Origin of the sequence: Tistlia sp. (genome assembly GCF_040905785.1) — a bacterium.
Lineage (GTDB): Bacteria > Pseudomonadota > Alphaproteobacteria > Kiloniellales > DSM-21159 > Tistlia.
In genome coordinates this window covers 57,244-64,297 of sequence record NZ_JBBDQW010000002.1, presented here as the reverse complement: position 1 = coordinate 64,297, position 7,054 = coordinate 57,244, and the positions used below count along the sequence as shown (strand labels likewise).

Here is a 7,054-nt window from a genome sequence, read left to right as displayed (position 1 = left end):
TCCACAACCCGCCGGTGCTGGTCCTCGACGAGCCGACCGCCGGCGTCGACATCGAGCTGCGCCAGCAGCTGTGGGGCCGGGTGCGCGAGCTCAACCGCCTGGGCACGACGATCCTGCTGACCACGCACTACCTGGAAGAGGCCGAGGAGCTCTGCGACACCATCGCGATCATCAACCGCGGCCAGGTGATCGCCTGCGACGCCACCGAGACCCTGGTGCAGCGCCTCGACAACAAGGAGCTGCAGCTGATCGTCGCCCCGGAGCTGACCGAGGTGCCGGCGCCGCTGACGCCCTTCGAGCCCGAGCTGGCGGCGCCCAACCGCCTGGTCTTCCGCTACCGCACCAGCGCCGGCCCGGTCGGCCGGATCCTGGCCGCCGCGCAGGAAGCCGGCCTCGAGATCCTCGACCTGCGCACCGAGGAGGCCGACCTGGAGGACATCTTCCTGCAGCTGACCCGCGGCGCCCATGACGACGAGCGCTGACGCGCCAGCGCCGCGCGCGGCGGCGCCGACGGCCGCCGGCCCGGCGTCCTGCAGGGCGTGACGGCCCGGCGCCGGTTCCCCGGGGTGCCGCTGCTGGCGGCGCTGCTGCCGGGGGCGCTGATGACTGCGGCCCTGCTGGCCGGGGCCCTGGCCGGCTGCACGCCGAAGCTGGCGCCGCCGGGGCCGGGCGCGACCACGCCGCGCCTCGAGCTCGGGCGGCTGAACGAGCGAAGCGCCGCGGCCGCCCTCGTCGCCGCCGACGGCCTTGCGCTGCCGCTGCGCGCCTGGCTCCCCGAACAGGATGCGCAACCGGGAGCGCAACCAGGCGCTCAATCGGCGGCCCAATCGGGGACACGCGCGCCCGAGGCCGTGATCCTGGCTCTGCATGGCTTCAACGATCACAGCGGCGCCTTCGCGTCGCCGGCCCCGGCCCTGGCGGCTCGGGGCTTCGCCGTCTACGCCTACGACCAGCGCGGCTTCGGCGCCGGACCAAACCCCGGCCTGTGGGCGGGCGCCGGACGCCTGGCGGAGGACGCCCGCCAGGCGCTCGCGCTGCTCGCCGAGCGGCATCCCGGCAGGCCGCTCTACCTGCTCGGCGAATCGATGGGCGCCGCCGTCGCCCTGCTCGCCACCGGCAGGCCCGGCGCGACCCCGGTGCCGGCGAACCTGCGCGGCCTGATCCTCTCCGCACCCGCGGTCTGGTCGAGCGACCTGCAGCCCTGGTACCAGCGCTGGGCGCTGTGGCTGAGCGTCCGGCTCGTTCCCGGCCTGGCGCCGTCCGGCCGCAGCACCGGCATGCAGGCCAGCGACAACATCGAGGCGCTGCGGGCGCTGGGCCGCGACCCCCTGGTCATCAAGTACAGCCGGATCGACACGGTCCAGGGGCTGGTCGAGCTGATGAGCCGGGGCCTCGAGGCGGCGCCGAGCGTGCGGTTGCCGGCACTGCTGCTCTACGGCGAGCACGACGAGCTGATCCCGGCACGGCCCGTCGAAATGCTCTGGGAAGCCCTGCCCGAGGGCCCCGAGAGTCACCTGGTGGTCTATGAGGACGGCTGGCACATGCTGCTGCGCGACCTGCAGGCGGAGGTCGTACTCGAGGACATCGCGGCCTGGATCGCGCGCCCCGGCCTGACCCCGCCCTCGATCACGGTCGGCCTTGCCGGCGACAGCGTCGAGCGATAGGTCAGCCCCCCGAAGCGCTCCCCCGCGGCATCCCCCCGGCAGCACCCCCGCAGCGCCTTGTAAAGCCGCTCGGCCTTGGGATATGTTGCCGCCTCGCTTGCGGGCCCGTAGCTCAGCTGGATAGAGCGCTTCCCTCCGGAGGAAGAGGTCTGGGGTTCGAATCCCTACGGGCCCGCCACCCCTTCATCCGCCAGTCCTTCATGCGCAAGGCAGGCGGGCGCGCGAGCCGGGAGAAGGCCACCCCGTGCGCAGCACCCTAGCTTCGGTCGGCGCGCTGATGCTCTCCGCCGGCATCCTGGTCATGGGCAACGGCCTGCAAGGCACCCTGCTGCCGGTGCGCGCGCAGCTCGAGGCCTTCTCGACGCCGGCAATCGGCCTGATGGGCTCCTTCTATTTCATCGGCTTTGGGCTCGGCTGCGTCGCCGGCCCGCTGATGATCAAGCGGGTCGGCCACATCCGGACCTTCGCGGCCCTGGCCGCGATCGCCGCCGCCGTGCCGCTGGTCCACGCCGTCTTCCCCGACCCCTGGCCCTGGACCTTCCTGCGGGTCTTCACCGGGCTCTGCTTCGCCGGCCTCTACACGGTCATCGAGAGCTGGCTGAACGAGCGCTCCAGCAACGAGACGCGGGGCCGGGTCCTGTCGCTCTACGTCGTCGTCAACTTCATCGCGATCGTCGCCGGGCAGATGCTGATCGGGATCGGCGACCCGATCGACTTCCAGCTGTTCAGCCTGGTCGCGATCCTGGTGACCCTGGCCGTCGTCCCGATCGCCCTGACCACGGCGATGGCGCCCAAGCCGCCGACCCAGATGCGGCTGCGCCTGCTCCGGCTCTACCGCCTGTCGCCGGTTGGCTTCGTCGGCTGCCTCGTCGTCGGCGTCACCAACGGCGCCTTCTGGACCCTGGCGCCGGCCTTCGTCACGGCGAGCACCGGGACCACCGACCGGGTTGCCGTCTTCATGTCGGTCGCGGTCGCCGGCGGCGCGCTGATGCAGTGGCCGCTCGGGCGCCTGTCCGACCGTTTCGACCGGCGCTGGGTGATCATCGGCGCCTGCTTCGCCGCCGCCCTCAGCGGCGCCGCGCTGTTCCTCTACGGGCCGGTGCCGACGGGGCTCTACGTCGCCGCCGCCGGCTTCGGCGCAACCTCGCTGTCGATGTACGCGCTCTGCGTCGCCCACGCCAACGACTACGTCGATCCGGCCGACGCGGTCGAGACCTCGAGCGGCCTGCTACTGACCTTCGCGGCCGGCGCCGTCGCCGGCCCCTTCCTCGGCTCGATGGCCATGGAGAGCTTCGGCCACGGCAGCCTGTTCCTCTACACCGCCGTCTTCCACCTGCTGCTCGCCGGCTTCGCCTACTACCGCATGCGCCAGCGGGCGACCCTGCCCACCGAGGCCAAGGACCGCTTCGTCGCGGTCGAGCCGCGGCTCAGCGGCCAGGTCTTCGAGCTCGATCCGCGGGCCGAGCCGACGGCGGCGGAGGATTCCGGCGCCGCGCCCGGCAGCCATTCGCCGGAGCCCGGAGAGGAGCCCCTCTCCGCTCGTTAACCTCTCCGCCCGTTAACCTCTCCGGCCGTTAACCCTTTGGCAAAGCTCGGGGCCGCACAAAGGTGCATGTCCGAGTTCCTGCGCCCGCTCTCGAACCAGCCGACCCACTCGCTGCGCTCCCGTGCGCATCGGGCCTGGCTGCTCGCCGAAGGCGACGGCTTCCTGGCGCAGTACTTCCAGCGGATCGACCTCAAGGTCGCCGCGAGCTTCACGCCGGAGCAGCGCGTCGCCCTCAAGCAGATGTTCGGCGACCGCAACCAGGGCAACCACGTGGTCGACTTCCGGCACTCGCTGCCGATCGGCCGGCGGCGCTACTACCTGGTTCTGCTGCTCGGCCACGAGCGCCGCACGCTCGACCGGCTGCGCGCCGAGGGCGTGCTGGCGCGCTCGACCACCCTGCTGATCTACCTGCTGACCGCCCTGATCCTGGCGGTGCCGCTGCTGGTGCTGATCTACGTCGTCAAGATGGCGGCGGGCGTCGACCTCGTCGTCGACGGCGGCCTGCACGGCTTCTGGGAGGGCCTGAGGGCCCAGATCGGGCTGCTGCTCGGCGGCTGACGGCGGCGGTTCAGCCGCCCTGGCCCGGCGGACCACCGCCGCCCTGGCCGGGGGGGCCGCCGCCGCCATGGCCGGGCGGGCCGCCGCCCGGGCTGCTGTGTCCTGGCGGGCAGTGAACGGGATTGCCGGGCGAAGGACCGCCGCTCGGCGAGCCGACCTGCCCCGGCGGACGACAGGGCGACGGCAGAATCTGCGCGTTGGCGGAGCGGTCGATGCGCACCAGCGTCGGCACCGTGTAGGCGACCGCGCTGGCCAGCCCGAGACGCGCCAGGGCCGTGCGGCGGGTCAGTCCGGCCGGTTCGCCGCGCCCCTCGTCCTGCACAGTCTCGTCGGTACGTCGAACCACGGCGGAATCCTCGAACTTGCTCATTCTGGGAAGGCTGGCACGCACCACCCTAACGAAAGTTTAAGCGCCACTCTCCCCGGTCGGGCGCCTGGAACTTCCTGCCGGCTCGCCCCAAGATGGCGCGGGTGGCACTCTCGGGCTCCAGCATCGCACAATTCCGCGCGAACAGGTAATCGGACCGACAACCATGCCTCCCACAACCCTGGTTTCAGGAACAACCGCCCCAGAAAGCTTGGGTCCGGAGTCACTGGCCCGGGCGGGCGACGCCCTTGCCGACGACCCGGCAGCCCTCAGGGTCGCCCGCGGCGTCTGCCGGCTGTTCGACCGCCTCGGCCACGTCGGGCTGACGGAGTTCGTCCTGCGCGGCGGCCGACGCGCCGACGTGCTGGCGCTCGGGCCGGGCGGCGAGCTGAGCATCGTCGAGATCAAGAGCTGCCTTGCCGACTTCCGTAGCGACGGGAAGTGGCCGCAGTACCTGGAGTTCTGCGAGCGCTACTACTTCGCGGTGCCGCTCGGCTTCCCGCTCGAGGTGCTCCCCGAGGACCAGGGACTGATCGTCGCCGACGGCTACGACGCGGCGATCCTGCGCGAGGCCGACCGCCGTCCGATCGCCGCCGCCCGCCGCAAGGCGGTCACGCTGCGGTTCGGCCAGGTCGCCGCCCGGCGGCTCAGGCTCCTGCTCGATCCGGAGGGCGTGGGACCGGGATTCGCCGGCTAGCTAGGGAGAGGCGGGCTCAGCCCGCCAGCTTGCGGATCGTGGCACTGGTCGAGTGGCCCTCCTTGAGCTCGGCCAGCACGACGCGGCCGCCCCAGCTCTCGACCAGGTCGCGGCCGACGACCTCCTCGAGGGCGTAGTCCGAGCCCTTGACCAGGACGTCGGGACGCAGCGTCCGAATCAGCTCCAGGGGCGTGTCCTCGGCGAAGACCACGACGCGCTCGACGCCCGACAGCGAGGCCAGCACAGCGGCACGCGCCGCCTCCTCCTGGATCGGCCGCCCCTCGCCCTTCAACCGCTTGACCGAAGCGTCGCTGTTGAGCCCGACGATCAGGCGGTCGCAGGCGGACCGCGCCTGCTCGATCAGGTGGATGTGCCCCGGATGGAGCAGGTCGAAGCAGCCGTTGGTGAAGCCGACCGTGAGGCCGGCCCGGCGCCAGTCGCCAGCCTCCTGCGCCGCGGTGCGGGCGTCGAGGATCTTCAGCTCGGCGCCGTGCAGGCGCTGCGCCTGGGCGGCGCGCAGGATCTCCGCCGGATAGGCGACCGCCGTGCCGCGCTTGCCGACGACCACGCTGGCGGCGACGTTGGCGAGCTGCGCCGCCGCCTCTGGCGAGGCGCCGGCGGCGAGGGCCGCGCCGAAGCTGGCCAGCACGGTGTCGCCGGCACCCGAAACGTCGAAGACCTCGCGCGCCTCGGCCGGCAGGTGCATGGCCTCGGCGTCGCGCCGGACCAGCATCATGCCCTGCTCGCTCAGGGTCGCCAGCACCGCCTCGATGTCGTGCTCGGCGATGATGCGCCGGCAGGCGGCGACCACCTCCTCCGGCTCGCCGACCGGCAGCCCGGTCGCCTCCTGCAGCTCGCGCCGGTTCGGCGTGACGAAGGAGGCGCCGCGGTAGAGCCCGTAGTCGCGGCCCTTCGGGTCGATGACGACCTGGAGGCCGGCGGCGCGCGCCGCCGCGATCAGCTGCGGCAGCGCCGCGTGGCGCAGCATGCCCTTGCCGTAGTCGGAGAGCAGCAGCGCCTTGACCTCGCCGAGCTGGCCCTCCGCCAGCTCCATCAGCATCTGTACGATCGCCGGCTTGGCCAGCTGGTCGGCCTCGCGGTCGGCGCGCATCAGCTGGTGCCCGCCGGACAGGAAGCGCTCCTTGATCGTCGTCTGGATCGTCGGGTCGACCAGCAGGCGGGCGCCGCCGCCCAGGATCTCGCCGGTCAGGCGCTGGACGTCGCGCCCGGCGGCGTCGGTGCCGACCGCGGTCAGGAAGCGCGGCGTCAGGCCGAGGCTGGCCAGGTTGCGCAGCACGTTGCCGGCGCCGCCCAGGCTCGCGGTCTCGCGCTCGATGCGCAGGACCGGGATCGGCCCCTCCGGGGAGATCCGCTCGACCCGTCCCTCGATGAAGCGATCGAGCATGACGTCGCCCATGACCAGGACAGGCGTGTCGACCAGCGCCTCGAGCAGCCCCGGCAGGTCTCCGTCCGGCAGCCGGCGTGCGGCCGCGGCAGCACCCTCGCTCATCGGTCGTCCTCCACCAGGCCGAGACGGCGCTCCAGCGCGCCGCAGAGGATCTGGCCCAGCATGATGTGCATCTCCTGGATGCGCGCGGGGTTGTCGCTCGGCACGCGGATCAGCGGGTCCGCGAGCTCGGCCATGGCGCCGCCGTGGCCGGTCAGGCCGGCGGCGACCAGGCCGCCTTCGCGCGCGGCCCTGAGGCCGGCCAGCACGTTGGCGCTGCGTCCCGAGGTCGAGATGCCGATGGCGACGTCGCCGGGACGGCCCAGGGCCTCGATCTGGCGGGCGAAGAGCCGCTCGAAGCCGAGGTCGTTGCCGATCGCGGTCAGCGTCGAGCTGTCGACGGTGAGGGCGATGGCCGGCAGCGCGGGGCGGTCCTTGCGGTAGCGCACGACCAGCTCCGTCGCCAGGTGCTGGGCGTCGCCCGCCGAGCCGCCGTTGCCGAAGAACAGCAGCTTGCCGCCCTGGCCGAGCGAGGTCTCGCAGGCGTCGAGCAGGCGCGCCATGGCCTCGCCCGCGACCTCCCGCGTGGCACCGAAGACGGCCTCGTGCTCCTCCAGCTCCCGGCCGAGATAGCGATCGAAGTCGAAGGAGGGCGCCGACCTGGGCAAGGCGAAAAATTCCCGCTCGCAGCCGTGACGTGGGGTCCGTTCGCTACCCGATGCGAGCCTCGCTTGGCAAGGCAAAGCTGGCCGGTTCGCCGGCTTCGGAGGGCCAT

General features: G+C 72.8%; 7 protein-coding genes, 1 tRNA gene and 1 pseudogene. 6 read left to right on the top strand and 3 right to left on the bottom strand.

The features are described 5' to 3' along the window. The 5 genes and pseudogenes from WD341_RS00355 to WD341_RS00335 form a co-directional block, all read left to right on the top strand. Positions 1–482: pseudogene (locus tag WD341_RS00355) on the top strand (ABC transporter ATP-binding protein); the annotation flags it as partial. A gap of 57 nt (positions 483–539) precedes the next feature. Further along, positions 540–1,664, top strand: a complete 1,125-nt coding sequence (locus tag WD341_RS00350) for a lysophospholipase (RefSeq protein WP_368423412.1) — start codon at positions 540–542, stop codon at positions 1,662–1,664. Between the two features lie 101 nt (positions 1,665–1,765). Beyond that, positions 1,766–1,842 (top strand) — tRNA-Arg (locus WD341_RS00345). A 66-nt stretch (positions 1,843–1,908) separates the two neighbouring features. Beyond that, a complete protein-coding gene (locus tag WD341_RS00340; RefSeq protein WP_368423411.1) occupies positions 1,909–3,210 on the top strand; it encodes an MFS transporter in 1,302 nt (433 codons plus the stop codon). Positions 3,211–3,276: 66 nt separating this feature from the next. After that, complete coding sequence (locus WD341_RS00335) at positions 3,277–3,768, top strand: hypothetical protein (RefSeq protein WP_368423410.1); 492 nt, start codon at positions 3,277–3,279, stop codon at positions 3,766–3,768. Between the two features lie 10 nt (positions 3,769–3,778). Here the strand turns inward: WD341_RS00335 and WD341_RS00330 are convergent, their stop codons facing one another. Continuing rightward, a complete protein-coding gene (locus WD341_RS00330) occupies positions 3,779–4,114 on the bottom strand; it encodes a hypothetical protein (protein ID WP_368423409.1) in 336 nt (111 codons plus the stop codon). A 232-nt stretch (positions 4,115–4,346) separates the two neighbouring features. Between WD341_RS00330 and WD341_RS00325 the strand changes: the two genes are divergently transcribed. Then, entirely contained in the window at positions 4,347–4,832 is a 486-nt protein-coding gene (locus tag WD341_RS00325; protein ID WP_368423408.1) for an MmcB family DNA repair protein, read from the top strand. 16 nt (positions 4,833–4,848) lie between these two features. Here the strand turns inward: WD341_RS00325 and rfaE2 are convergent, their stop codons facing one another. Both rfaE2 and WD341_RS00315 read right to left on the bottom strand, forming a co-directional pair. After that, complete coding sequence (gene rfaE2, locus WD341_RS00320) at positions 4,849–6,342, bottom strand: D-glycero-beta-D-manno-heptose 1-phosphate adenylyltransferase (RefSeq protein WP_368423407.1); 1,494 nt, start codon at positions 6,340–6,342, stop codon at positions 4,849–4,851. Continuing rightward, positions 6,339–6,947, bottom strand: a complete 609-nt coding sequence (locus WD341_RS00315) for a D-sedoheptulose 7-phosphate isomerase (RefSeq protein WP_368423406.1) — start codon at positions 6,945–6,947, stop codon at positions 6,339–6,341. The genes rfaE2 and WD341_RS00315 overlap by 4 nt, the downstream gene beginning before the upstream one ends. Positions 6,948–7,054 lie beyond the last annotated feature (107 nt).